The sequence below is a fragment of the Streptomyces sp. NPDC057900 genome, from assembly GCF_042887885.1.
Lineage (GTDB): Bacteria > Actinomycetota > Actinomycetes > Streptomycetales > Streptomycetaceae > Streptomyces.
In genome coordinates, this window is the sequence record NZ_JBHVOI010000004.1 from 488,184 (window position 1) to 512,751 (window position 24,568).

Annotated in this window: 21 protein-coding genes, 1 tRNA gene and 1 riboswitch; of the genes, 17 read left to right on the plus strand and 5 right to left on the minus strand. The window is 71.3% G+C overall.

Annotated elements, in window-relative coordinates; genetic code table 11:
• The first annotated feature begins 150 nt into the window (after positions 1 to 150).
• From ACFVQ0_RS19670 to ACFVQ0_RS19720, 11 genes are all read left to right on the plus strand, one after another.
• Entirely contained in the window at positions 151 to 804 is a 654-nt protein-coding gene (locus ACFVQ0_RS19670; protein WP_390089627.1) for a SurA N-terminal domain-containing protein, read from the plus strand.
• Positions 805 to 835: 31 nt separating this feature from the next.
• Positions 836 to 1,798, plus strand: a complete 963-nt coding sequence (locus ACFVQ0_RS19675) for a nucleoside triphosphate pyrophosphohydrolase (protein WP_390089629.1) — start codon at positions 836 to 838, stop codon at positions 1,796 to 1,798.
• A 75-nt stretch (positions 1,799 to 1,873) separates the two neighbouring features.
• The gene (locus ACFVQ0_RS19680; protein ID WP_390089631.1) at positions 1,874 to 3,187 is read left to right on the plus strand and encodes a cytochrome P450; all 1,314 of its coding nucleotides are present in this window, start codon (positions 1,874 to 1,876) and stop codon (positions 3,185 to 3,187) included.
• A gap of 106 nt (positions 3,188 to 3,293) precedes the next feature.
• Complete coding sequence (locus ACFVQ0_RS19685; RefSeq protein ID WP_390089632.1) at positions 3,294 to 4,277, plus strand: transglycosylase family protein; 984 nt, start codon at positions 3,294 to 3,296, stop codon at positions 4,275 to 4,277.
• A 348-nt stretch (positions 4,278 to 4,625) separates the two neighbouring features.
• Positions 4,626 to 4,797: riboswitch (cyclic di-AMP (ydaO/yuaA leader) on the plus strand.
• 4 nt (positions 4,798 to 4,801) lie between these two features.
• A complete protein-coding gene (locus ACFVQ0_RS19690; RefSeq protein WP_390089634.1) occupies positions 4,802 to 5,548 on the plus strand; it encodes a transglycosylase family protein in 747 nt (248 codons plus the stop codon).
• A 313-nt stretch (positions 5,549 to 5,861) separates the two neighbouring features.
• Positions 5,862 to 7,142: a phosphopyruvate hydratase gene (gene eno, locus ACFVQ0_RS19695; protein WP_311305240.1), complete on the plus strand. Its 1,281-nt coding sequence runs from the start codon at positions 5,862 to 5,864 to the stop codon at positions 7,140 to 7,142.
• Positions 7,143 to 7,240: 98 nt separating this feature from the next.
• A complete protein-coding gene (locus ACFVQ0_RS19700; RefSeq protein WP_073738483.1) occupies positions 7,241 to 7,711 on the plus strand; it encodes a septum formation initiator family protein in 471 nt (156 codons plus the stop codon).
• An 80-nt stretch (positions 7,712 to 7,791) separates the two neighbouring features.
• Positions 7,792 to 8,331: a DUF501 domain-containing protein gene (locus tag ACFVQ0_RS19705; RefSeq protein ID WP_390089636.1), complete on the plus strand. Its 540-nt coding sequence runs from the start codon at positions 7,792 to 7,794 to the stop codon at positions 8,329 to 8,331.
• Positions 8,332 to 8,434: 103 nt separating this feature from the next.
• Positions 8,435 to 9,376, plus strand: a complete 942-nt coding sequence (locus ACFVQ0_RS19710) for an exopolyphosphatase (protein ID WP_390089638.1) — start codon at positions 8,435 to 8,437, stop codon at positions 9,374 to 9,376.
• Between the two features lie 497 nt (positions 9,377 to 9,873).
• The gene (locus ACFVQ0_RS19715) at positions 9,874 to 11,259 is read left to right on the plus strand and encodes an NAD(P)/FAD-dependent oxidoreductase (protein WP_073738486.1); all 1,386 of its coding nucleotides are present in this window, start codon (positions 9,874 to 9,876) and stop codon (positions 11,257 to 11,259) included.
• A gap of 314 nt (positions 11,260 to 11,573) precedes the next feature.
• On the plus strand, positions 11,574 to 12,878 hold the full coding sequence (locus ACFVQ0_RS19720) for a class I SAM-dependent methyltransferase (protein WP_390089640.1): 1,305 nt from the start codon (positions 11,574 to 11,576) through the stop codon (positions 12,876 to 12,878).
• A gap of 69 nt (positions 12,879 to 12,947) precedes the next feature.
• On the opposite strand, the gene ACFVQ0_RS19725 is transcribed toward ACFVQ0_RS19720, so the two are convergent.
• Positions 12,948 to 15,476: an ABC transporter permease gene (locus ACFVQ0_RS19725; RefSeq protein ID WP_390089642.1), complete on the minus strand. Its 2,529-nt coding sequence runs from the start codon at positions 15,474 to 15,476 to the stop codon at positions 12,948 to 12,950.
• 116 nt (positions 15,477 to 15,592) lie between these two features.
• The gene (locus tag ACFVQ0_RS19730) at positions 15,593 to 16,363 is read right to left on the minus strand and encodes an ABC transporter ATP-binding protein (protein ID WP_390089644.1); all 771 of its coding nucleotides are present in this window, start codon (positions 16,361 to 16,363) and stop codon (positions 15,593 to 15,595) included.
• A gap of 616 nt (positions 16,364 to 16,979) precedes the next feature.
• Here ACFVQ0_RS19730 and ACFVQ0_RS19735 point away from each other — a divergent pair.
• Both ACFVQ0_RS19735 and ACFVQ0_RS19740 read left to right on the plus strand, forming a co-directional pair.
• A tRNA-Leu gene (locus tag ACFVQ0_RS19735) sits at positions 16,980 to 17,065 on the plus strand.
• 196 nt (positions 17,066 to 17,261) lie between these two features.
• Positions 17,262 to 18,407 (plus strand): PP2C family protein-serine/threonine phosphatase, encoded by a 1,146-nt coding sequence (locus tag ACFVQ0_RS19740; protein WP_390089646.1) that lies wholly within the window; start codon positions 17,262 to 17,264, stop codon positions 18,405 to 18,407.
• Positions 18,408 to 18,413: 6 nt separating this feature from the next.
• On the opposite strand, the gene ACFVQ0_RS19745 is transcribed toward ACFVQ0_RS19740, so the two are convergent.
• On the minus strand, positions 18,414 to 19,136 hold the full coding sequence (locus ACFVQ0_RS19745; protein ID WP_390089648.1) for a hypothetical protein: 723 nt from the start codon (positions 19,134 to 19,136) through the stop codon (positions 18,414 to 18,416).
• 106 nt (positions 19,137 to 19,242) lie between these two features.
• Between ACFVQ0_RS19745 and ACFVQ0_RS19750 the strand changes: the two genes are divergently transcribed.
• Positions 19,243 to 19,920, plus strand: a complete 678-nt coding sequence (locus tag ACFVQ0_RS19750) for a TetR/AcrR family transcriptional regulator (RefSeq protein ID WP_390089650.1) — start codon at positions 19,243 to 19,245, stop codon at positions 19,918 to 19,920.
• A gap of 29 nt (positions 19,921 to 19,949) precedes the next feature.
• Here the strand turns inward: ACFVQ0_RS19750 and ACFVQ0_RS19755 are convergent, their stop codons facing one another.
• Positions 19,950 to 20,423: a carboxymuconolactone decarboxylase family protein gene (locus ACFVQ0_RS19755; protein ID WP_390089652.1), complete on the minus strand. Its 474-nt coding sequence runs from the start codon at positions 20,421 to 20,423 to the stop codon at positions 19,950 to 19,952.
• A 202-nt stretch (positions 20,424 to 20,625) separates the two neighbouring features.
• Between ACFVQ0_RS19755 and ACFVQ0_RS19760 the strand changes: the two genes are divergently transcribed.
• Together ACFVQ0_RS19760 and ACFVQ0_RS19765 are read left to right on the plus strand one after the other, a co-directional pair.
• Entirely contained in the window at positions 20,626 to 21,426 is an 801-nt protein-coding gene (locus ACFVQ0_RS19760; RefSeq protein WP_390089654.1) for a class I SAM-dependent methyltransferase, read from the plus strand.
• A 40-nt stretch (positions 21,427 to 21,466) separates the two neighbouring features.
• On the plus strand, positions 21,467 to 22,060 hold the full coding sequence (locus ACFVQ0_RS19765; protein ID WP_390089656.1) for a DinB family protein: 594 nt from the start codon (positions 21,467 to 21,469) through the stop codon (positions 22,058 to 22,060).
• Position 22,061: 1 nt separating this feature from the next.
• Here the strand turns inward: ACFVQ0_RS19765 and ACFVQ0_RS19770 are convergent, their stop codons facing one another.
• A complete protein-coding gene (locus ACFVQ0_RS19770; RefSeq protein WP_390089658.1) occupies positions 22,062 to 23,345 on the minus strand; it encodes an MFS transporter in 1,284 nt (427 codons plus the stop codon).
• 134 nt (positions 23,346 to 23,479) lie between these two features.
• Between ACFVQ0_RS19770 and ACFVQ0_RS19775 the strand changes: the two genes are divergently transcribed.
• Positions 23,480 to 24,469, plus strand: a complete 990-nt coding sequence (locus tag ACFVQ0_RS19775) for an ArsR/SmtB family transcription factor (protein ID WP_390089660.1) — start codon at positions 23,480 to 23,482, stop codon at positions 24,467 to 24,469.
• Positions 24,470 to 24,568 lie beyond the last annotated feature (99 nt).

Genomic DNA, 24,568 nt, shown 5'->3' on the forward strand with positions numbered 1-24,568 from the left:
GCCGACCGGGCCTCGGGGAGCCCACATCCCCAACTCCTCCCGAATCGTTGGTCGAATCAGCCGAATCAGTGGCCCACACCGGTTCCACTGCCTAACATCGATCAACGCAAGGCCTTGTGCACCGCCGCACAATCTCCTCGGGAGGCTCCTTTGCACCGCCGTCGCACCGCGCTCACCGTTTCCGCCGTGACCCTCGTCGCAGCGCCGCTCCTCTCCGCCTGCGGCAGCCAGGCCCACCCCGGCGCGGCAGCCGTCGTGGGCGGCGACCGGATCGCGGTGTCCACCGTGCAGGCCCAGGTGGCGGACGTGCGCGACGCCCAGGACACCTCGAAGCAGGCGGCGCAGACCACCGACCAGTCCGGCCAGCTCGTCCGCGCCAAACTGCACGGGATCATCCTGGACCGGGTCCTGGACCGGGCCTCCGCGGACGCCGGGGTCACCGTCAGCCGCGCCGAGATCCAGCAGATGCGGCAGTCGGCCGTCGCCCAGTACAAGGGGGAGAAGGGGCTGCGGGCCGCGGTGCTCCAGGAACGCTGGATCTCACCCGGCCAGATCGACTCCTTCCTGCGCGAGCAGATCCAGCTGACCAAGCTCTCCCAGGCACTCGGCGCGGACCCGTCGACCCCGGCCGGTACGAAGGTCCTCGGCGACGCGCTGACGAAGGCCTCCAAGGCCCTCAAGGTCGACGTCAACCCGCGCTACGGCAGCTGGGACAACAAGCAGATCCAGCTCGCGGACTACAAGGCCCCCTGGATCAACCAGGTGACCAAGCCCGACCGGGCCCCCGCGGAGGCCGGGGCGTAACAGCGGCCGGGCGGCCGGGTAGATTCGCAGCGTGAACGCTGAAGACCCCGGCCGCATCGTCCTGCTCACCGCCAGCCACCGCGTCGCCCCCGGACTCCTGTCCTGGCCCGCCTGGCAGACGCTGCACGCCGCGGACCGGGTGCTCTGCGGGGAGCCCGGCCAGCCGCAGCTGCCGTATCTGCGCGAGGCGGGCATCACCGTCGAGCAGGCCGTCCCGGACGCGGAGGAGCTCGTCGCCTCCTGCGCCGGGGGCCGGACCGTGGTCGTCCTCACCGGGGGCGAGGGCAACCAGCCGCTGACCGACGGGCTGGCGAGGCTGGCCGGTTCGGGGCGGGTCCAGATGCCGGACCTGGAGCTGCTGCCCGGTTCGTACGATCTGCCGGGTGCCCGCCTCCTCGATCTCGTCCAGGTCATGGACCGGATCAGGATCGAGTGCCCCTGGACCTCGCAGAAGACCCACAAGGGCCTCGCCAAGTACGCCATCGAGGAGGCGTACGAGCTCGTCGAGGCGATCGAGGACGGCAACCGCGAGGAGCTGCGCGAGGAGCTCGGTGACGTACTGCTCCAGGTCGTCTTCCACGCGCGCATCGCGGAAGAGGACGAGCAGGAGCCCTTCTCCGTGGACGACGTCGCCGCCACGCTCGTCGAGAAGCTGATCCACCGCCACCCGCACGTCTTCGGCGACGAGACCGCCGAGACCCCGGAGGACGTCCACGCGCACTGGCTGCGGACGAAGGCGATCGAGAAGCAGCGCGAGTCCGTCACCGACGGGGTACCCCTCGGCCAGCCCGCCCTGGCGCTCGCCGCGAAACTGGCCGGCCGCGCCCGCACCGCCGGCCTCGACGTGCCGCTCCCCGAGGGCGACGGCATCGGCTACCGGCTCCTCGCCCTGGCCGTCCGCGCCCAGGAGGACGGCACCGACCCGGAGGCCGCCCTGCGCGCGGCGGGCCGCGCCTACCGCGACGCCATCAGGGCGGCGGAGGGCAACGGGTAGCTCACAGGGCGGCGGCGGAGGGCGACGGACAGCCGCCCCGGCACAGCGGTCCCGGCCGGCGGATAACGTCGGGGGGTGAACGACAGCCCCGCCGACACCTGCCCCGCCCATCCGGCCGACGCCGTGCCGCCCGCCCCCGAACTCTTCACCTGGGAGTTCGCCACCGACCCGTACCCCGCGTACGCCTGGCTGCGCGAGCACAGCCCCGTGCACCGCACCACGCTGCCCAGCGGGGTCGACGCCTGGCTCGTCACCCGGTACGCGGACGCCAGGCAGGCCCTCGCCGACACGCGGCTCTCCAAGAACCCCGCGCACCACGCCGGGCCGGCGCACGCCAAGGGCCGCACGGGCATCCCGGGTGAGCGCAAGGCGGAGCTGATGACGCATCTGCTGAACATCGACCCGCCCGACCACACCCGGCTGCGGCGTCTCGTGTCGAAGGCGTTCACGCCCCGGCGCATCGCGGAGTTCGCGCCCCGCGTGCAGGAGCTGACGGACCGCCTCATCGACTCCTTCGTCGAGAAGGGGGAGGCCGACCTCATCCACGAGTTCGCCTTCCCCCTCCCCATCTACGCGATCTGCGACCTGCTGGGCGTCCCGCGCGAGGACCAGGACGACTTCCGGGACTGGGCGGGCATGATGATCCGCCACGGCGGCGGCCCCAGGGGCGGGGTGGCCCGTTCCGTGAAGAAGATGCGCGGATATCTGCTCGAACTCATCCACCGCAAGCGCGAGAACCCCGGGGACGACCTGATCTCGGGGCTGATCCGGGCGAGCGACGACGGCGAGCACCTGACCGAGAACGAGGCCGCCGCGATGGCCTTCATCCTCCTGTTCGCCGGCTTCGAGACGACGGTCAACCTCATCGGCAACGGCGTCCACACCCTGCTGGGCCATCCGGAGCAGCGCGAACGGCTCCAGCGCTCCCTGGCGGCCGGCGAGACGGAGCTGCTGGCCACCGGCGTCGAGGAACTGCTGCGCTTCGACGGCCCGGTGGAGCTGGCGACCTGGCGTTTCGCCACAGAGGCGCTGACGATCGGCGGGCAGCGGATCGCGGAGGGGGACCCGGTACTCGTGGTGCTCGCCGCCGCCGACCGGGACCCCGAACGGTTCGGCGCTCCCGACACCCTGGACCTCTCGCGGCGTGACAATCAGCACCTCGGCTACGGACACGGCATCCATTACTGCCTGGGAGCACCGCTCGCCCGGCTGGAGGGACAGGCCGCGCTCGCCACGCTGCTGAAACGCCTTCCGGACCTGCGACTTGCGGGGGAAGCTGCCGATTTGCGCTGGCGCGGCGGGCTCATCATGCGCGGACTGCGGACGCTTCCGGTGGAGTTCACCCCGGGAGCCGCCGCCCAGGAAAGTGACACTCTGTCAACTCTGTGACTTTGACGTGATCTCCGCTGCATCGACTTGTGACACACGTTCGAGTCCCGCTAGGTTCACCGTTCGACTCACCAGTCACCTTGTCAGTCACACGGAAGGCATTCCCATGGGCTCCGCGAACGGCAGACACCGTCGCCCTCGTCAGGCACCCGCCATCATCGTCGCCGCAGGCGTGACCGGCTCGGCCATCGCCATCCCGCTGCTCGGCGCGGCCGGTGCGCACGCCGCCGACGCCTCGACCTGGGACCGGGTCGCGGAGTGCGAGAGCGGCGGCATGTGGAGTGCCGACCTCGGCAACGGCTTTTACGGCGGGCTGCAGTTCTCGCAGGAGGTCTGGAAGTCCTACGGCGGCGAGGCGTACGCCCCGCGCGCGGACCTCGCCAGCCGCTCGCAGCAGATCGCCGTGGCGGAGAAGGTGCTGGACGATCAGGGGCCGAAGGCGTGGCCCAGTTGCGCCGTCATCTCCGGGCTCACCCCGGACGGCTCCCTGCCGGGTGTCGACCCGGGCGTCGACCCGGCGGCCACCCCGTCCGCGGACCCGGCGGAGAGCGCGGACCCGGCCGGGAGCGCGGACCCGTCCGCGACTGCCGATCCGTCAGAGAGCGCGGACCCGGCGGACGACGCGTCCGAGGACGCCACGAAGGCCCCGTCGGGCGACACCACGTCGAAGCCGGCCGGCAAGGACCGCGAGGACCGCGAGCCGGACGCCTCTGCCTCCCCTGACGCCACGCCCCCGGCATCCGGCTCCGCCGGGGCGGGTGACACCTCCGGTGGCCGGGACGGGTCCTCCCCGTCCGCCGGGGCGGTCGGCAAGCACCGCGGCGCGCCGGCCCCGGAGCGGACCGGTGACGGCCGGGACTCGGGGCGGCACGCCTCGCGCGGGGACGCGGACGGACGCGGCCCCGGCGCGCCGGCCGCCGACGGCACGTACACCGTCCGGCCCGGCGACAACCTCTGGGCCATCGCCGAAGCGCAGGAGCTGCCCGGCGGCTGGACCGGTCTGTACGAGGCCAACAAGGCGGCCGTCGGCTCCGACCCCGACCTCATCCTGCCCGGTCAGCACCTCGATCTCGGTGTGAAGACCGGCTGAGACCGGGCGCGGAGACGAGCGTGGAAGCAGCCGTGGAAGCGGCCGTGGAAACGGTCTGATCAACAGCCGAAGACGCCTCGATCCTGGGGTACTTAAGAGGCCTATGTCCCACTTTTGACTAAGTGAGACATGGGTCTCTTCGCGTGAACTCGCGTGTCTTGTCCGGGAGGTCCCCCCGCATCCGTTCCGACCTGCGGAAATAGACGTTAATCAGATGCAAATAAGGGCTGCTTATCCGGTATGTCCTTCTTTGAATGTAGGGGTTCGGTGTGTTTACGGTCAGAACCGCTCGCACCGCGGGCCCCGTCGATCGTCACGCCGAATCCTGCCGTCGGTCGAAGGGAACAGACGCGTAAAGCGCCGTAGGCAGGAGCGGGGGACCCAGGTAAGTGCCGGGCCCGATCGTCGCAAGACGGATCAGGACCGGCTTGGGGTTAAGTCGTGCGCTAGGACGTGCGACCGGGCAACTCACTTGGCCCGAACCCGACAGCTCACCTCGCAGGCGTCGGTGAGGAGAAGTCTCGATGCTGCTCAACAGCAAGGGCAACAAGCACCGCCGCCCGTCCAAGGCCGTCCGTATCGCCACGCTCGCCGGTGTGACCGGTGCCGCCATCGCCGTGCCCCTGATGGGTGCCACCGGCGCCTCCGCCGCCTCCGTCTCCACGTGGGACGCGGTCGCCCAGTGCGAGTCCGGCGGCAACTGGTCCATCAACACCGGCAACGGCTACTACGGCGGTCTGCAGTTCTCGCAGTCCAGCTGGGCCGCCGCCGGCGGTACGCAGTACGCGGCCCGCGCCGACCTGGCCAGCAAGGCCCAGCAGATCGCGGTCGCCGAGAAGCTCCTCGACATGCAGGGACCGGGCGCCTGGTCCTGCGCCGGTGCCGGCAACCTGACCAACGACGGCGTCGACCCGGGCGTCGACACCGGCTCCAGCGCCCCCAAGGCGGAGGCCGCCCCCAAGCAGGAGTCCGCCCCGGCGCAGCAGGCCGAGCCGAAGAAGGCCGAGCGCACCGAGGCCCCGGCCACCAACCGCTCGGACCGCTCGACCGCCCCCGAGGCCGGGCAGAAGAAGACCGTGACCACCCCGACCGGCGAGAAGGTCAAGAAGGGTGACGGCGAGTACAAGGTCGTCACCGGCGACTCGCTGAGCAAGATCGCGGCCGACCACAAGGTCAAGGGCGGCTGGCAGCAGCTGTTCAAGCTCAACAAGGACATCGTCGAGGACGCCGACATGATCTTCCCGGGTCAGCAGCTCCACCTGACGAAGTAGTCCGGCACCCACTCTCCTCGCCGAACTCCCCGGCCCGGTTCGCGTCTTCCCCCCACGCGTGCCGGGCCGGGGCCCGTCGGCCGCCGGTCCGGCGGCCCCGGTGGCTCGCGCGAGTGCGTGCCGACTGTTCAACTGTTGTAGTTACTGGCCAGTAAATTTCTGGCCTTTCATCCCGCTATGACTGCTCTTGGGTCCTTTTTCGTCCCAGGGGACGGGCGGGCGGCCGACTGAGACGGCCGGGCCGGTTAGGCTCTTGTCGCAAGGCCAAAGTGACCCTGCACAACCAGCGTCATATCCCAGAAGGAGATGCCTCGTGCCGTCCATCGACGTCGTCGTAGCCCGGGAAATCCTCGACTCCCGGGGCAACCCCACGGTCGAGGTCGAGGTTGGCCTCGACGACGGCAGCACGGGCCGTGCTGCCGTTCCGTCCGGAGCCTCCACCGGTGCGTTCGAGGCCATTGAGCTTCGCGACGGTGACCCCAACCGCTACCACGGGAAGGGCGTCGAGAAGGCGGTCCTCGCCGTGATCGAGCAGATCGGCCCGGAGCTCGTCGGCTACGACGCGACCGAGCAGCGGCTGATCGACCAGGCCATGTTCGACCTGGACGCCACGGAGAACAAGGGCTCGCTCGGCGCCAACGCCATCCTCGGCGTCTCGCTCGCCGTCGCCCACGCCGCGTCCGAGGCCTCGGACCTGCCGCTGTTCCGCTACCTCGGTGGCCCGAACGCGCACCTGCTGCCCGTCCCGATGATGAACATCCTCAACGGTGGGTCGCACGCCGACTCCAACGTGGACATCCAGGAGTTCATGATCGCCCCGATCGGCGCGGAGTCCTTCTCCGAGGCCCTGCGCTGGGGCGCCGAGGTCTACCACACGCTGAAGAAGGTCCTGAAGACCAAGGGCCTGTCCACCGGTCTCGGTGACGAGGGCGGCTTCGCGCCGAACCTGGAGTCCAACCGCGCCGCGCTCGACCTCATCGTCGAGGCCATCAAGGAAGCCGGCTACGCCCCCGGCAAGGACATCGCGCTCGCGCTCGACGTCGCCGCGTCCGAGTTCTACAAGGACGGCACGTACGAGTTCGAGGGCAAGTCCCGCTCGGCCGCCGAGATGACCGAGTACTACGAGGAGCTCGTCGACGCGTACCCGCTGGTCTCCATCGAGGACCCGCTGTACGAGGACGACTGGGCCGGCTGGAAGGTCATCACCGAGAAGATCGGCGCCAAGGTGCAGATCGTCGGCGACGACCTCTTCGTCACCAACCCGGAGCGCCTGGCCCGCGGCATCGAGGAGGGCTCCGCCAACGCCCTGCTCGTCAAGGTCAACCAGATCGGTTCGCTGACCGAGACCCTGGACGCCGTCGAGCTGGCCCAGCGCAACGGCTTCAAGTGCATGATGTCGCACCGCTCCGGCGAGACCGAGGACGTCACCATCGCCGACCTCGCGGTCGCCGTGAACTGCGGCCAGATCAAGACCGGCGCCCCGGCCCGCTCGGACCGCGTCGCCAAGTACAACCAGCTGCTGCGCATCGAGGAGATCCTCGACGACGCCGCGGTGTACGCGGGCCGTTCGGCGTTCCCGCGGTTCAAGGGCTGACAGGCCCGACCGGGTCCAGCGACCCGGCCTCCGTCCGTCCCCGCACTCGGTCCCGTACCGTGTGCGGGGACGGACGTGCGTAATGGGGAGGCGGAGACATGGCCGCGAAGGACCGGGACCGGTTCTCCACCGCGACCCGGCTGAGGCTGCTCGGTGAGCAGACCGCAGCCCGCGTCTACCGGTCCCAGAGCAAGCGCCAGGCCCGCCGCTCCCGCCTCACCGGCCGGGCGGCCTTCCTGGCCCTGGTCGTCTGCTCCCTGGTCGTCGCCCTCGCGTATCCGATGCGGCAGTACGTGTCGCAGCGCGACGAGATCGCGGACCAGGAGCGGCTCGCGCAGGAGGCCGAGGCACGCACCGAGGAGCTGCGCGACGAGAAGGCGCGCCTCCAGGACGACGCGTACATCAAGCGGCTGGCCCGCGAGCACCTGCACTACCTTCTTCCGGGAGAGACCAGCTACACCGTGGTCGATCCCGACGCGGTCAAGGAGCGCAACGGCGTACCGGACGAGTCCGGCCGGCCGTGGCACTCCAACCTGTGGGACGGCGTCGACAGCGCCGACCGGGGCTGACCCGCGGTCCCGTCATTTCGCATTTCACCGTCCGGCCGCGGCAGCGCGGTCCGGGCGGCCCGATCAGAACCTAGGCAGGCATGGAAACGCCCCCTCCCCAGACCGAGTCCACCGCGCCCACCGACGCGGACATCGCCGCGTTCCAGCAGCAGCTGGGCCGCCCGCCGCGCGGGCTGCGCGCCATCGCGCACCGCTGTCCGTGCGGCAACCCGGACGTGGTCGAGACGCAGCCCCGGCTGGAGGACGGTACGCCGTTCCCGACGACGTACTACCTGACGTGCCCGCGTGCGGCGTCCGCGATCGGCACGCTGGAGGCGAACGGGGTCATGCGGGAGATGACCGAGCGCCTCGGTACGGACCCCGAGCTGGCGGCCGCGTACCGGGCCGCGCACGAGGACTACATCGCGCGGCGCGACGCGATCGAGGTGCTGGAGGGCTTCCCGAGCGCGGGCGGCATGCCGGACCGGGTGAAGTGCCTGCACGTGCTCGTGGGGCACTCGCTGGCCGCGGGGCCCGGCGTGAACCCGCTGGGGGACGAGGCGATCGCGATGCTGCCGGAGTGGTGGCGCAAGGGCCCGTGCGTGTCGCCGTGCGGTGCGCCTGACGGGGACGAGGGCTGAGGCTCTCCCCTCGGGGGCGCTGCCCCCGGACCCCCGCTCCTCAATCGCCGGAGGGGCTTGATTCGGCTTGTTCCGGGGCCGTGGACCTGATGTGGGAGTACTCATGACGCGTGTGGCCGCCATTGACTGCGGTACCAACTCGATCCGGCTGCTGGTGGCGGATGCCGACCCCGCCACCGGGGAGTTCACCGAGCTCGACCGGCGGATGGAGATCGTCCGGCTCGGCCAGGGCGTCGACCGGACCGGCCGGCTCGCTCCCGAGGCGCTGGAGCGGACGTTCGCCGCGTGCCGGCGGTACGCGGCGGTGATCAAGGAGCACGGCGCGGAGAAGGTCCGCTTCGTCGCGACCTCCGCCTCCCGGGACGCGGAGAACCGGGACGACTTCGTCCGGGGGGTGCTGGACATCCTGGGCGTCGAGCCCGAGGTGATCAGCGGTGACCAGGAGGCGGAGTTCTCCTTCGACGGGGCCACCAAGGAGCTCGCCGGGCGCGACGACCTCGCGAAGCCGTATCTCGTCGTGGACATCGGCGGCGGCTCCACCGAGTTCGTCGTCGGCGACGACCGGGTGCGGGCCGCCCGCTCCGTGGACATCGGCTGCGTCCGGATGACCGAGCGCCATCTCTCCCGGGACGGCGCGGTCATCGACCCGCCCACGCGGGAGGCGGCCGACGCGATCCGCGCGGACGTCGCCGCCGCCCTCGACCTGGCGCAGGAGACCGTCCCGCTCGGCTCTGCGGGCACGCTCGTCGGGCTGGCCGGCACGGTCACCACCGTGGCGGCGATCGCGCTGGGCCTGGAGGAGTACGACTCCGCGGCGATCCACCACTCCCGGGTCTCCCTGGAGCGGGTCCGGGAGATCACCGGGCGGCTGCTGTCCTCGACCCACGCGGAGCGTGCCGCGATCGGCGCGATGCATCCGGGACGGGTCGATGTGATCGCCTCCGGGGCGCTGATCCTGCTGGCCGTCATGGAGCGGGCCGGGGCCCACGAGGTGGTCGTCAGCGAGCACGACATCCTCGACGGGATCGGCTGGTCCATCGCGTAACGCGGTCCGGGTGGGGAGGCGCCGCTCAGCGCCCTCCTGAGGGCTGCGCGCGGGGCCCGGGGGGCCGGGTGCCGACGGGTGCGGAAACGCTGCTCATGCGCATTCCTGCCTGCACCTTTGAGCCGCTCAGGGCCACCCGGGGGAGCCCTTCGGGGACGCGCCGCGACGAAGTTCGTGAACTTCTTCACAAGGAATTGGGTCCCTGGGGGCGGACTTCTGCTCCGGACGGGCCCCCGGGAGCGTGTGCGGGGTCACTCGCGGCGCGAACGGGGCGGTTCCGGGGGTGTTGCGGGAGTGTGAACCGGGAGGGTGGTCCACCCGGCCCGGCGGCTCAAGGGCCAGCTCACAAGCGGTGAACAACGTTCGCCACAGCGCCGTGGTTCCCTTCCGGGGCCATGACCTGGGTCACGTGGGCGGCGAAGTGTAGCAGAGGGTTGCCCATACCTTGTGAAGGGGCTCACGAGCTCACCCCCGGGGAGGGGTGGATACTCGATGGCATGAGCACCACGGAGCGTCCCAGGATCCTCGTAGTAGGCGGTGGGTACGTAGGCCTGTACGCAGCTCGGCGCATCCTCAAGAAGATGCGCTACGGAGAGGCGACCGTCACGGTCGTCGACCCCCGGTCGTACATGACCTACCAGCCCTTCCTCCCCGAAGCTGCTGCCGGCAGCATCTCGCCCCGGCACGTCGTCGTCCCGCTGCGACGCGTGCTGCCGAAGGCAGAGGTTCTCACCGGCCGCGTCACGACCATTGACCAGGACCGCAAGGTCGCCACGGTCGCGCCGCTCGTCGGCGAGGCCTACGAGCTGCCCTTCGACTACCTGGTCATCGCGATGGGCGCCGTCTCGCGCACCTTCCCGATCCCCGGCCTGGCCGAACAGGGCATCGGCATGAAGGGCATCGAGGAGGCCATCGGCCTGCGCAACCACGTACTGGAGCAGCTGGACAAGGCTGACTCGACGACCGATGAGGATGTCCGCCGCAGGGCGCTCACCTTCGTCTTCGTGGGCGGCGGGTTCGCCGGTGCGGAGACCATCGGCGAGGTCGAGGACATGGCCCGCGACGCGGCGAAGTACTACACGAACGTGAAGCGCGAGGACATGCGCTTCGTGCTCGTCGACGCCGCCGACAAGATCCTCCCCGAGGTCGGCCCGAAGCTGGGCACCTGGGGCCGGGAGCACCTGGAGTCCCGAGGCGTCGAGGTCTTCCTCTCGACCTCCATGGACTCCTGCGTCGACGGTCACGTGGTGCTGAAGAACGGCCTTGAGGTCGACTCCAACACCATCGTGTGGACGGCCGGCGTGAAGCCGAACCCGGCGCTGGCCCGCTTCGGCCTGCCGCTCGGTCCGCGCGGTCACGTGGACACCTCGGAGAAGCTCCAGGTGCAGGGCACCGACTACATCTGGGCCGCGGGCGACAACGCCCAGGTTCCGGACCTGGTCGGCCGCAAGGCCGGCAACCCGAACGCCTGGTGCCCGCCGAACGCCCAGCACGCGCTGCGTCAGGCCAAGGTCCTCGGTGACAACGTCATCTCCGGGATGCGCGGCTTCCCGCAGGCCGACTACAGCCACGCCAACAAGGGCGCGGTCGCCGGTCTGGGCCTGCACAAGGGCGTCGCGATGATCGTCGTCGGCAAGATGAAGATCAAGTTCAAGGGCCGCCTCGCCTGGTACATGCACCGTGGCTACCACGGCATGGCGATGCCGACCTGGAACCGCAAGATCCGGATCTTCGCCGACTGGACGCTCGCGATGTTCCTCAAGCGCGAGGTCGTCTCGCTCGGCGCCATGGAGACGCCGCGCGAGGAGTTCTACGAGGCCGCCAAGCCGGCTCCGGCCCCCGCCGCCGCCCAGCCGGTGGCCGAGAAGGCCAAGGCCTCCTAGCCCGCGCGCAGCGGGACCGTTGTACGACGCCCGAAGGGGCCGTCCGCCATCCGTGGTGCGGGCGGCCCCTTCGGCGTATCGGGGCGGGGTGGGGCGGGGCACGGTACAGGGGGAGCGGGGCCAGTGGCCCGGCGGATGCGTGGTTCATACAGGTATTTTGCCGTTCCATTGCGCGGTAGCGGGATGGCCCGGCCGCCGGAAACTGTTGTGGGGGGTGTACCTCGCCGCGGCGCCAACGGGTGCCGGGGCGTGGTCCGAGACATGTGTGGGCATGTCTGGGCACGTCGGGAAACACCATCACGGAGGTGTGCGCCATGGCAGACGCCGCGTTGCGGCTGACCGCTCTCGCCCAGGAGTTGCTGGGAGAACCCCTACCGGTCCGGATCCGGGCCTGGGACGGCAGCGAATCCGGACCGCCCGAGGCCCCCGCCCTCGTCTTCAGGAGCCGCCGCGCCCTGCGCCGGCTGCTGTGGAAGCCGGGCGAACTGGGCCTCGCCCGCGCCTGGGTGGCCGGGGAGATCGATATCGAAGGCGATCTGTACGAGACCCTGGACCTGGTGGCCGGGCTGATCTGGGAACGCGGGATCGAGGCGAAGGACAGCATCCACCCGGTCCGCGACCCGAAGGTCCGGGCGGCCGCCAAGGGGCTGCTGCGACTCGCCGGTCCGTGGCCGCCGCCCCCGCCGCCCCCGGAGGAGGTGCGCCGCCGCACCGGCGCCCTGCACACCAAGCGCCGCGACAAGGAGGCCATCAGCCACCACTACGACGTGGGCAATGACTTCTACGAACTGGTCCTCGGCCCGTCCATGGTCTACTCCTGCGCCTACTGGGAGGACGGCGGCACCCTTGAGGACGCCCAGCGCGACAAGCTCGACCTGGTCTGCCGCAAGCTCGCGCTGAAGGAGGGGGACCGCCTCCTGGACGTCGGCTGCGGCTGGGGCTCCATGGCGATCCACGCGGCCCGCGAGTACGGCGCCCGGGTCACCGGCGTGACCCTCTCCACCGAACAGGCCGCCTTCGCCCGCAAGCGCATCGCGGAGGAAGGGCTGACCGACCGGATCGAGATCCGGGTCCAGGACTACCGGGACGTCAGGGACGGCCCGTACGACGCCATCTCCTCCATCGGAATGGCGGAACACGTCGGCTCGGTCCGCTACCGCGAGTACGCCGACGACGTCTACGCACTCCTCAAGCCCGGCGGGCGCCTCCTCAACCACCAGATCGCCCGCCGCCCGGAGAAGGACGAGTCCGCCTACCACGTGGACGAGTTCATCGACGCCTACGTCTTCCCGGACGGTGAGCTGGCTCCGCTGGGCCGGACCGTCGCGACCCTTGAGGAAGCCGGTTTCGAGGCCCGCGACGTCGAATCGCTCCGCGAGCACTACGCGCTGACCCTGCGCCGCTGGGTCGCCAACCTGGAGAAGGAGTGGCCGCGCGCGGTGAAGATGACCTCGCCCGGCCGGGCCAGGGTCTGGCGCCTGTACATGGCCGCCTCCGCGCTCTCCTTCGAGCACAACAAGATCGGCGTCAACCAGATCCTGGCCGTGCGGCCGGCGGAGGGCGGAGCCGCCCGGATGCCGCTGCGCGCCCGCCACTGGAAGGCGTCCGCGACCGGTTGAGCCGTGCACACACGCGTGGCCGGTATCCGCCGTGGCGGATACCGGCCCCTTCTCGTCGGCCGTCCGGCGCTACTCGGTCTTGATGGCCGTCAGCATGTTGAGCTTCGCGGCGTTGCGGGCCGGCCACATCGCGGCCAGCACCCCCACCAGTCCGGCCAGCAGCAGGAAGAGCCCGATCCGGCCCCACGGAATGACCAGGGCGTACTGCGGGATGGAGGACGAGGTGGCGTTGCCGATCGCCCAGCCGAGGAAGAGCCCGAGCCCGATGCCGACCAGCGCGCCGAACACCGAGATGACCACGGCCTCCAGCCGGATCATGCGCTTGACCTTGCGCCGGTCCAGGCCGATCGCCCGCAGCATGCCGATCTCCTGCTGCCGCTCGAACACGGACATGGCCAGGGTGTTGACGACCCCGAGCACCGCGATGATCAGGGCCATCGCCAGCAGCCCGTACATGATGTTCATCATCAGGTTGATGGTGCCGCCGAACATGTCCCGGATGTCCTGGCGGTCCATGACGCTCATGCCCGGGTTGTCACCCAGCGCGTCCACCACGGACTTCTCGTTGGCCGCGCTCGCGCCGCCGTCCGTCTTCACCCAGATCTCGCGGATGTCCGCCCGGCCCTCGTGCGGGGCCACCTTCTCGCGGGGGATCAGGACCGGCGACAGGAACTCGTTGTCCTTGTAGAGCGCCCCGACCTTCAGGTTCTCCTTCTTGTCGTCCTCGTACGTCACCGGGACGCTGTCCCCGGTCCGCCAGCCGTTCGACTTCGCGGTCTTCTCCGAGACGGCGATCGAGCCGCTGCCCAGGGAGTCCAGCGAGCCCGAGGTGGTGTCGACGCTGAAGACCTTCTCCACATCGCCGGGGGTGACGCCGGACGCCGACAGGTTGGCCTTGCCCACCGTCAGCCAGACGGCCTGCTGGGGTGAGACGGCGGTGACGCCGTCGGCCTTCTCCAGGGCGGTGAGCGCCGACTCGTCGAGCGAGTCCCCGCTCGCCATCGACACCATGTAGTCGGCCCTGACGTTGTCCGTCGTCATCCGGTCGACCGCCTGGCCGAGCGTGACGCCGAGGACCGAGATACCGGTGACGAGGGTCAGCCCGATGGCCAGCGCGGAGGCGGTGGCACCGGTGCGCCGGGGGTTGCGCACCGCGTTCTGCGCGGCGAGCTTGCCGGAGACCCCGAACAGCCGCCGCAGCAGCGGGCGGAGCAGGGCGATCACCGGCCGGGACAGCAGCGGGATGAGGATGATGATGCCGATCAGCGCCAGGAAGGCACCGGCCGCGATGGCGGCCTGGGCCGAGTCCCCGGACCGCGCCGCACCGGCCACGACCGCCGCCGCGCCGAGCAGGGTGATGACCGCGCCGATCGAGTTGCGCACCACCAGGGACTTCACGGTGGCCACCGCGTACTGGCTGTTCATCGCCGCGACCGGCGGGATCTTCGCGGCCCTGCGGGCTGGCAGCCAGGCGGCCAGCACGGTGATCACGACGCCGACCCCGAGGGCGGCGACGACCGTGCTCGGTGCGACCACCAGCGGACCGGCCGGGATCTTGCCGCCGATCAGGCTCATCGCGGAGCGCAGCCCGATGGCGAGGCCGAGGCCCACCGCGAATCCGATGACGGACGCGACCAGACCGACCACGGCCGCTTCGAGCAGCACCGAGCGCTTGACCTGACGGCGCGAGGCGCCGACCGCGCGCAGCAGCGCCAGCTCCTTGGTGCGCTGCGCGACCAGCATGGTGAAGGTGTTGGCGATCAGGAAGATACCGACGAACAGGGCGATGCCCGCGAAGCCGAGCAGCAGCTTGTTGAGGCTGCTCAGGCCGGACTCGATGTCCTTGGCCTGCTCGTCGGCGCGCGCCTTGCCGGTCTTGGCCTCCGCGTCCTTGGGCAGCAGCGGCTTCACCGCGGCCAGCACCTGCTGGTCGGAGGCGCCGGGTGCGGCGGTGACGGAGACGTCCTTGAACTCGCCGGGCCGCAGGAACAGCTTCTGGGCGACGTCGGTGTCGAAGAGGACCAGGCTGCCGCCGGCGTTGACCGCGCCGTCCTCCGTGGTGAAGACCCCGGACAGGGTGTACTCCTTCACCGGCCCGTTCGTGGCGACCCGGACCGTGTCACCGACCTTGTACTCGCCCTTCTTCGCGGTGTCCTCGTCCAGGGCGATCCGGCCGTCCGAGGTCGGCCCCGTGCCGTTGGTGAAGGCGTACTGCGTGTCCTTGCCGCCCTTGCCGGGGGCGAAGTTGGCGCCGGTGTTGGACCAGCCGTTGCCGATCAGCTTGCCGTCCGGGTCCGCGACCCCGGCGAACCCGGAGACCCGGCCGGTGGCGCTCTCCACCCCGTCCAGGGCGCGGATCTTCTTCAGGGTGGCGGCGTCGACTCCGCGCGACTCCGTGTCGCGCTGGTCGGCGTAGGTGGTGACCGCGACGGCGACGTCGTCGTAGTTCTTGGCCGACTGGTTGCGGAAGGCGTTTCCGAGGGTGTCGGTGAAGACCAGGGTGCCGGAGACGAAGGCCACGCCGAGCATCACGGCGAGAACGGTCATCAGCAGCCTGGCCTTGTGCGAGAGCACATTGCGCAGGGCGGTACGGAACATGGCTGTGTCCTGGAGGGAGGGGTTCCGGAAAAGGGGCACGGTTCGGACGCCGCACGGCGCGAGGTGGTGCGGGGCGGTACGGCGTCGGGGCCGGGGCTGCGGCCCGGGGGCTCAGCTCAGCTGGTGCGCCCCTTGGCGTCGAACGCCTTCATCCGGTCCAGCACCCCGTCCGCGGTCGGGTTCATCATCTGGTCGACGATCGCCCCGTCCGCGAGGAAGATGACCCGGTCCGCGTAGGAGGCGGCCGCCGGGTCGTGGGTCACCATGACCACGGTCTGGCCCAGCTCGCGCACCGAGTTGCGGAGGAAGCCGAGGACCTCGGCGCCGGACCGGGAGTCCAGGTTGCCGGTCGGCTCGTCACCGAAGATGATCTCCGGCTGCGAGGCCAGGGCGCGGGCCACCGCGACGCGCTGCTGCTGGCCGCCGGAGAGCTCGGTGGGCCGGTGCTTCAGCCGGTCCGAGAGCCCCACCATCTCGATGACCTTGTACAGCCAGTCCTGGTCGGGCTTGCGGCCGGCGATGTCCATCGGCAGCGTGATGTTCTCCAGCGCCGTCAGCGTCGGCAGCAGGTTGAACGCCTGGAAGATGAACCCGATCTTGTCCCGCCGCAACTGGGTGAGCTGCTTGTCCTTGAGGGACCCCAGCTCCGTCTCACCGATCCGCACCGATCCGCTGCTGAAGCTGTCGAGCCCGGCCACGCAGTGCATCAGCGTGGACTTGCCGGAACCCGACGGGCCCATGATCGCGGTGAACTCGCCCTGCGGGAAGTCCACGGTGACCCGGTCGAGGGCGGTCACCTTGGTCTCGCCCTCTCCGTAGACCTTCGACAGTTCCGTGGCGCGGGCAGCCACCGCGGTGGCGCGGTGAGCGGTGGTCATGGTGGTCACGGGAGGCTCCAGGGTGGGGTGCGTACGGGACGGGGGACGCCCGGTCCGGGGACGGTCCGGCCCGGCTGACGGTTCGGTCCGGGGCCTTGAGGCAGGTGCCGCGTGACGCGGCGCCCTCCTCGGAGGCACTGCTCCATCGTCTCGGCCGTATCGCCGCGGATCGTCACTCCCGGTGCCCGTTCCCGGGGCCGCCTTGAGTCGCACCGAAGGGCGTCCGCGTCCTCCTCCGGTATGACACCGCCCCCGAGACGGGGACGTCGCCGGCCGGGTGCGGCACCGTGTTCATGATCACAGACGCGGCCCCGGCGGACCCGGAACCCCCGGACGGACACCCGGTCCCGCGCTGCCCGGACGACCCCGCCGGCCGGCAGGGGTGGCGCGCCCCTGGCGATCCGTGGCGCGCCCCTGGCGAATCGGCTGTGTGGGTGCGGCGAATTCACGTCAATTCGGATTGCCGGTCGCCGCGCTCACAACCGGGCCAGGCGTGTGACTATGCCTCTCGGGTGTGCTGACGCACCCTCAAGCGGTCAATAAAATAAGACAACATCGAGCCACTGTTCGGGTGATCGGGGGAGCCCCCCGGATAGGGTCATGTGCCAACGCAGAGCCGCGCCAAGCCCGGATGGTGGAATGCAGACACGGCGAGCTTAAACCTCGCTGCCCCTCGGGGGCGTACCGGTTCAAGTCCGGTTCCGGGCACCACCGCGATCTCATCCCTGGGGAGCCGTCCGGCGACAATCCGTCCGAGGAATCGGCACCACTCGTACGGACCTACTTCGGCGGGACGGCGGCCAGCCTCCCGGCGGCTCCGGGGCAGCAGTGAATGATCATGGCCTTCCGGTCCGTTGCCACGAGCGGGATGCGCGTGCGCGACACATCGCCGCTGGAGGGTGCCCGCATGTTCCGTCCGTTGCGCGCCGCGATGTCCTCCGCACCGGGTTCGGCGGACCACGACGACATCACCGCCATCCGCACGCCCGCCACCCGCTATGTCGTCCTGGCGACCCTGGTGACGACGGCCGTGGTGGTCGTCCTCGGTCTGCTGACCGGGACCGCCGTGCTCCTCCTCGGGCTGCTGGTGTTCCTGCCGGCCTTCGCCTCCGCTCTGTGCGGCCCGGGTCAGACGGCGCTGGTCTCCGGCTGGGTGAGCCTCGTCGTCGTCGCGCCGGTGGTCTTCCAGCCCGGCGAACGGATCCTCGACCGGGTGATCCTGACGCTGTTCGCCGTCGGCTTCGGCACGCTCGCCGTCTTCGGCGCCCGGGTGCGCGTCACGCGTGAGGGCACCCTGGTACGGCTGCGCTCGACCGCCGCGGCGATGCAGCGGCAGATCCTGCGGCCGTTGCCGCTGCTCACCGACGACGTGCTGGTGGACGGCGTGTACGAGCCGTTGCAGGAGGACAAGCTCGTCGGGGGCGACATCTACGACGTGGCGGCCACGCCCTGGGGCACCCGGGTCCTGATCGGTGACGTCCAGGGGAAGGGGCTGCCCGCCATCGGGATGGCCATCGACGTGGTGGGGGCGTTCCGGGAGGCCGCCCACCGGGAGCCGACGGCGACCGCGCTGGTCGACGCGCTGGAGGCGGCGGTCGTCCGGCACAACGACTACGCCGGGCAGCGCGGCGAGCCCGAACGGTTCGTCACCGCGCTCGTCCTGGGGGTGGACGAGGGCACCGACACCCAGGTCGTCGGGTGCGGCCACATCCCGCCCTACCTGCTGCACGAGGGGGCCGTCACCGCCGTCGGCGCGGGGGACGAGCACGTACCGCTGGGCCTGGCGGGTCTGGTCGACGAACCGCGCACGGTGGCGTGGTTCGCCTTCCCCGCCGGGGCCACGCTGCTGCTGTGCACCGACGGCCTGACCGAGGCCCGTTCGCGCGACGGCGCCTTCTATCCGCTGGAGGAGCGTCTCGGCGGCCACGTCGACATCACCGCCGGCCGGCTGATCGGTTCGCTCGTCGACGACGTGCGGGACTTCACCGCGGGCGTGCAGCAGGACGACCTGGCGGTCCTCGCCGTACGCCGTGCGCCGCACGGGGCGGGGTAGCGGGAGCTACTCGACCGTCGCGGCGCGGGCGGCCGGTGCCGGGCGGTCCCACGTGCGTCGGGTGAGGGCGCAGACCGCGGCGCCCAGGGCGAAGCCGTAGACGGACACCAGGCCGTGGCCGTTGGACTGGGCGAACCAGACCGCCAGGCCGAGCACCGGTACGCCGGCCGCCAGCAGGGCCTCCTTCCTGCGCTCCTGACCGGTGTCGCGTTCTTCGGTGCCGCGTCCGGTGCGCAGGACGCGGATGAGCAGCGCCGCGGACAGGGTCGCGGCGAGGAAGTACGTGGCGCCGGAACTTCCGGCGAAGTTGCGGGGGTCCGTGCTGTGGCCGCTCTCGCCGAACAGGGTGTCGACGTATCCGGGCAGCAGGATGCCGGCGAGGAACAGGCCCAGCGTGAGGGGTGTGCCCCAGAACCAGTCGGCCAGGGCGGCGATGACGGCGAGGGTGGCGATGTTCCACGCCCCGCCGAGCAGGCCGCCGTTCTGCATGAACGTCGAGGTGACGATCCGCCACCAGCCGGACCTGGCCGGGTCGCTGTCGAGCGCGTCCATCGCGCCGGACCAGCAGAGCTGGGTGACCACCCCGGCGACGGCGACAGAGGTGAGCCCGACCGCCGCCCACGGGATGCGGCGCCCCCGCAGGGTGCCCTGGCCCAGCAGCGTCAGTCCGCCGTTGAGCATCAACATCATCAGTGCCGCCGTGGTCACGTTGAACAGCAGTCCGCCCATCGCCACCACCCCCCTTCAAACGCTGTTTGAATCCCGTCGGTGATGACAGTAGACGGGTCTCCGACGTTTTTCAAACGCTGTTCAAAAGTCGGTTACAGTGGGTTCCATGAAGCTGAGTACGGACCGGATCATCGACGCGGGTATGGCGGTGTTCGCCGAAGCCGGCTACCACGGGCTGTCCATGCGGCAGGTGGCGAAGCGGCTCGACGTGCACGCCGGCAGCATGTACTACCACGTGCCCAACAAGGGCGCCCTGCTCCAGCTGATGGCCGACCGGCTGGCTCAGCAGGCGTACGACGCGGGCACCGCCGCCCTGGCCGCGCTGCCGGAAGGGGCCGGCTGGCCGGAGCGTGTCGAGGCCCAAGCCGTCTCGCTGCGGCAGAGCCTGCTGAGGCACCCCGGCGGCGCGGTCATGTTCGCGGACAGCCCCAAGGTGCTCAGCACCGGAGCGCTCTCCCTGATGGAGCGGCTGCTGCGGACGCTGAAGGACGCCGGTGTCCGGGACGAGCGGCTGGGCGTCGCCGGTGACGCGGTGCTCAGCCACATCACCGGGTACGTCCTCCAGGAGCAGGGCGAGCCGCCCGCCATCGAGGTCGGCCCCGAGGACGTCGCCGAACTCCACCGCCGCTTCCCGCTGACCGTGGCGGCGGCGGCCGGCGCGGACCAGGACGAGAAGTTCGTCCACAGCGTGCGGCTGCTCTGCGCCGGAATCCGGGCGCTGAACGAGGCGGGGCCGGGGACGTCCCCCGAGCCCGCCTCGTCGTCCTCCGGTGATCATCCCTGACGTACTGCGGATGTCAGGGGCGCCACCCGTTATCCGTACATGCCGACCTGGTAGTCGCCGGCGGGCTGCTGGGTGATCACGTTCAGCCGGTTGAAGGTGTTGATCACGGCGATGACGCAGACCAGGGCGGCGAGCTGGTCGTCGTCGTAGTGCTTGGCGGCGTTCGCCCAGACCTCGTCCGGGACGCCACCGGCCGCGTCCGCGATCCGGGTGCCCTGCTCGGCCAGCTCCAGGGCGGCGCGCTCGGCGTCGGTGAAGACGGTGGCCTCCCGCCAGGCCGCGACCAGGTTGAGGCGCACCGCGGTCTCCCCGGCGTGCGCGGCCTCCTTGGTGTGCATGTCGACGCAGCCGGCGCAGCCGTTGATCTGGCTGGCGCGGAGCTTGACCAGTTCCTGCGTGGCGAGCGGCAGCGTCGACTCCGCGAGCGCGCTGCCCGCCGCGATGATGTGCTTGAGGGCCTTGCCCGCGACCGGGCTTTCGAGGAGCTTCAAACGGGCGTTCATGGTGCACTCCCTTGCGGTTCTTTTTTTGGTGCCTGTACCTCTCTGACCGATCAGCCCGGCACGATGTGACAGCCGTGGATGTGGCCTACGTCTCACTGTCGCGCATGGCGTGAGCCGGCGCTCGGTCCGGGCCGCTACGAGCGAAGAAGGGTGCCTCAACGGCCTTCCTCTCGTGGGGAGTTGCGTACGGTAGTGTCGCGCCATGTCTCAGGCTGCGTCAGTACCGGCACCGGCGGAGGCGTCATCGGTAGCGGACTTCTACGACGCGCTGGCCGACGACTACCACCTCATCTACTCCGACTGGGACGCCGCCATCCGCCGCCAGGGTGCTGCCCTGGACGCGTTGATCGGCCGGGACCGGGCCGAGGTGCTCGACTGCTCCTGCGGCATCGGCACCCAGGCCCTCGGCCTCGCGCTGCGCGGGCACGACGTCACCGGAACCGACCTCAGCCCCCGCGCCGCCGCCCGTGCCGCCCGTGAGGCGTCGCGGCGCGGACCCGGCCTCCGCACGGCCGCCGCCGATATGCGGCAACTGCCGTTTCCCGACGACCGGTTCGACGTCGTCGTCTGCGCCGACAACTCGCTGCCCCACCTGCTGACCGCGCAGGACGTGCACGCCGCACTCGCGGAGATGCGCCGGGTGCTACGGCCGGGCGGGCTGCTGCTGGTCAGCACCCGCCCCTACGACGAACTCCTGCGTGAGCGCCCCGCCTCGACGGCTCCGCAGACCCACCGTACCGACGGCGACGCGGAGCGGACCGTCACCTTCCAGCTCTGGCACTGGCACGACGACGGCGAGCACTATGACCTTGAGCACTTCCAGCTCCTTCCGGCGGCCCCGGACGGGGAGTGGCGGGTCCGGGTCCGCCGGTCCACCTACTGGGCGCTCGGCCGGGACCGGCTGACCGCTCTCGCCGCCGGGGCCGGGTTCGACGGGCCCGAGTGGCGGATGCCGGAGCGGACCGGGTTCTTCCAGCCGTTGCTGGTGGCCCGCGCGGGATAAGCGGTTGGCCAAGGATCACGCGCCTGGCAGATTTGGGCCCATGACCGCGACCGGCCACAAGCGAGACCTTCACCTGTATCTGCAGGACGCCCGCGACACCTTCCTGTGGAAGCTCGAAGGGGCCCGCGAGTACGACATCCGGCGCCCCCTGACCCCGACCGGCACCAACCTGCTGGGGCTGGTCAAGCACGTGACCGGGGCCGAGGCGTTCTACTTCGGTGCCGCCTTCGGCCGGCCGGTCGAGGCACCGGAGCTCTGGATCGCGGGTGACGCCGAGCCGAACGCGGATCTGTGGGCCACGGCCGACGAGTCGCGTGCGGAGATCGTCGAGGGGTACCGCCGGGTCTGGGCGCACTCGGACGCGACGATCGACTCGCTGGAGCTGGACGCCGTCGGCCGGCTCCCCGGTGAGGCGGGAACCGAGCTGACGCTCCACCGGATCCTCGTCCACATGGTCGCCGAGACCCAGCGGCACGCCGGGCACGCCGACATCGTCCGGGAACTCATCGACGGGACCACGGGCCTGCGCGCCGGGAGCGACAACATGGCCCCCGGTGACGCGGCGTGGTGGGCGGGCCACCGGGACCGGGTGGAGCGCGCGGCCCGGCAGGCCCCGGACGCGCCGCGGGCCTGAACTACGCCGCACCCGCCGGGCCGGGCACCGGGGCCGGTTCCGGACCCGCTGCCGCTTCCGGTTCCGCTTCCGCTTCCCCCGCGGGAACGGGAGCCGCGCCGTGGGGCAGGCGGCGTACGGCGCGGGAGGCCAGTGGGAGAGCCGCTGCCGCCGCCGAGACGGCACCGGCGACCGAGGCGACGCGGAACGCCCCGAACGCCTCGGCCAGCGGGCCGACGCACAGCTGACCGACCGGGATCGCGATGTACGAGAGCAGCTCGTCGTACGAGGCGACGCGCGAGAGCACCTGGGGCGGCACGTGCTCCTGCAGCGAGGTGTCCCAGGCGACGGCCGTGACGGCGGAGCCCAGCCCCGCGACGAACGCGGCGGCCAGCAGCCACGGGGCGTGCAGCCGGGCGCCCAGGGCGAGCAGGGGGAGCGCGGCGAGGACGCTCGTCAGCTGCCCGAGGCGCAGCAGGTGGCGGACCACCAGCCGGTACATCAGCAGCCCCGACACCAGCAGCCCGATGCCCCGGACGCTGAGCACGAGTCCCCAGGTCTCCTCACCGCTCAGCCGCCGGGTGAGCTGGGGGCCGAGGATCTGCCAGGTGCCGGTCTGGGCCAGATTCACCAGGCAGAACGCCAGCGTGCCGGTCCACACCCAGCGGATCGAGCGGAACTCCGTCCACCCCTCGCGGATGTCGGCGGCCAGGCCCGTCCGCCGCCGGGCGGGTTCCGTGGCGCCGGTGAACGTGAGCCGCGCGAGGAAGCCCGCCGCCAGCAGGTACGTAAAGGCGTCGAAGGCGATCGCCGGGCCGCTGCCCACCGCCACGACGAGCACCCCCGACAGGCTCGGCCCGAGGATCTTGGTGGCGTTGCGGGCCGTACCCAGCAGGGAGTTCGCCTGCTGGAGCCCGGCCGGCTCGACGAGCTGCGGCAGCACTCCGCGCAGGGCCGGTGCGCTGAACGCGCCGAGCGCGCCGTTCAGGAACTCCAGCAAGGCCACCGGCATCAGCGAGTAGTGGCCGGTCAGCAGGAGCGCCGCGACGCCGCCCTGGGTGAGCGCCGAGCCCAGATGGACGGCGACCAGCACGTCGCGGCGCGAGGAGCGGTCCGCGACGGCCCCGCCCACCAGGAGCAGCGCCAGCAGCGGCAGCATGTGGGCGGCCAGCACGACGCCGAGGTCCTGGGAGCTGCCGGAGGCGTCCAGCACCGCGAACGCCAGCGCGACCGGCGCCATCGAGCTGCCGAGCAGGGACACCAGACGTCCGGCGTAGAACGCGCGGAACCGCGGCTGCCCGAACAACGAGCCAGGACGGGGAAGAGGAGGGGAAGAAGGAGGGAGGGGGGACGGGGGAGGCGGGGCGGGAGGTGGCTGCACCGGCAGGATTCTGGGGAGCCCGCCCCGGCGCGCGCTAACGTTTCGGCAGGAGGCGAAAGATGGTGCTGCTGCGGCTGAGCCCGATGGCCCTGTCCAGGTCCCGGTTCGCGCTGTCGCCGCTGGCCGAGACGCTGGGGTCGATGAGCGTGCTGACCAAGCCGTGCCCCGATCCGTGGCTCGGGCCCGGGTACACCCGGCACCACGACGCCTTCCGCGCCGTCCTGGACGCCGATCCCTTCGCCAGGGGGCTGGTCGAGCTGATCGGCTCGACCAAGTACCTCCCCGGCTTCATCACCCTCCCGCCGCCGGGCGGGATGCGCACCACCCTGGACGAGGAGCTGGCGCCGGTCGCCGCCGCCTCCGACGCGGCCGTGCGCGCCGACCTCGAAGCGGCGGTGGCGCACAGCTGGAAACGGCACGACCTGCGGTGGCTGACCGGGCACGGCTGGGGAGCCCGTACGGCCGGTCTGTTCCGGGACACGTGGGAGGCGCACATCCTCGCGGACTGGCCGCGCCGCCGGGCGCTGCTGGAGCGGGACGTCAGCCACCGGGCCGGGCTGCTGGCCGCCTACGGATGGCCCCGCGCCCTCCAGCGGATGAACCGGCGCAGCGCCTGGGTCGGCGCGGACGCGATCCGCTTCAGCCACCAGCCGGGCCCGGACCGCGTCGTCGGTGCGGACGGCATGCTGTTCGTGCCGGTCTGTGTGACGAGCGGCACCTGGCTCTGCGAGGAGCCGCCAGCCCGGTACGCCCTGGTCTATCCGGCGCGCGGGTCCGCTGCCGCCGCCACCGGGCAGCCGGGGCCCGCCCGCGCCCTGGAGCGGCTGATCGGCACCGGCCGCGCCGCCGTGCTCCACGAACTGGAACGCCCCGCCACCAGCACGGAGCTCGCCCGCCACTTCGGCCAGTCGCTCGGCACCGTCGGCGGGCATCTGGCCGTCCTGCGAGACGCGGGCCTGGTCGCGGGCACCAGAATCGGCCGGCGAGTCGTCTACCGGCGCACCGAGGCCGGCGACGCGCTCGCCGGCGGTCGTCCCGACCCACGGTGATCGGCGCGATCGCGGAAAGATCCTCCCCTGGCACTAGGGAGTTTGTTTTGCCTACCCATTACTCTTGTCGCAAGGCCACGCTGGGTGGCCATGGAGGAG